The sequence below is a fragment of the Planktothrix tepida PCC 9214 genome (assembly GCF_900009145.1).
Taxonomy (GTDB): domain Bacteria; phylum Cyanobacteriota; class Cyanobacteriia; order Cyanobacteriales; family Microcoleaceae; genus Planktothrix; species Planktothrix tepida.
The window spans coordinates 1-1,340 of sequence record NZ_LN889875.1 but is presented as its reverse complement, the minus strand read 5'-3'; the positions used below and the strand labels follow the sequence as shown (position 1 = coordinate 1,340).

1 protein-coding gene is annotated in these 1,340 nt (G+C 36.6%); it reads right to left on the bottom strand.

Annotated features, from left to right (window positions below; all coding sequences use genetic code 11):
* A partial coding sequence (locus PL9214_RS29560) for an N-6 DNA methylase (RefSeq protein WP_145980185.1) occupies positions 1–1,214 on the bottom strand: 1,214 nt, incomplete at its 3' end.
* Positions 1,215–1,340: the final 126 nt, after the last annotated feature.

Genomic DNA, 1,340 nt, shown 5'->3' with positions numbered 1-1,340 from the left:
TTATAACCTCCCGTTGCTTCAAAATATTGATGCTCAATATTCATCGAAGCAATATAATAAGGTAATAACATCACTTCATTGCAATGTAATTCCTGTTCATATTTATAGGGAAGGGCAGTTTTTCTAATTTCCTGCATCACCCGTAAAATAAAATTACCCGTCCCCACAAAGGGATCAAGAATATGCACACCCTTGTCATTTAACGACTTGCCAAACTCTTTTTGTAAGATATCCTCAACACTTTTAACCATAAAATTAACAATAGGTTGCGGTGTGTAAACAATTCCGTGCGTATCCGCAACTTTCACCGCAAACCCTTGAAAGAACTTCTCATAAACCGTATTCAAAAAATGCTGTTTATCGCTATAATCATCAATGGTTTGGGCCGCATCTTCCAAAGCGCGATAAAAATAATCAACTTCCCCTAAAAAATGATCTCGACTAAAAGATTTAGACGTTAATGCTTGAATTACCTTTTCAATTTCCACCGCAATAATATTGCGACGGGTGAAATCAGGATTATTAAAAATTTGTCTAAAAATTCGTTCTGTTAGCAAATGTTGGATTAACATTTCCTCCACCGCCGCCTCAGCAAGATTGGGGTTAATAGCTTGACGGCAAATGTCCGTAAATTCACTAAACGCTTGAATAAATTTCGGGTTCGTTTTCCGTTGAGTTTCAATTAAATTAATCAATTTACCCGATAAATCTTTAACTTGTCCCCCAAATTCTGATGCGGCTGTTTCCCATTGGGCAATTTCAGGAGTGCGATATTCAAAAAATAACTTTAACGTCTCAACTAAAATCTGCGGTTTCGTAATATCTTCATCACAGATTTGTTTCCCTCCTTGCCATAAAATAGCACGTTCAGGAGATTGAAAAATAATATTTTCTTTCGGATAACCAACGGCAAATTTTTGTTTAACTTCTCGGTCTAATTTATCTTGACTATCCTTGGCTTCCCAAACCCCATATCTAATACTTCCATCTCGAACTAAAGCACCATCAACCCGAATACTTTTACCATTGAGTAATTTAATTTGTTTTTCAGGAATTAAGGTTAAATCAAATTGTTGACAACAAGCTTTTAAGAGGTCTGCAAAGGCATCTTTCACCGCTAATTCATGGGAAACCCCCAATTTTGCAAACTGTTGTAAAGCGTCATAATAAGCTCTAACAGGTTTATGGGTGGGTTTCAAGTTTAGCGTCACCATAGGAAATAAGCCCTCAGACTATCTTTGCTAATTCTCTCATATTAAACTCAATATATCCCTCTTCTGTCAGTCTCCGAGGAGTAAAATTAGAAAATAAACCAGATGGGTAGCTAGAAGGGGGATAGG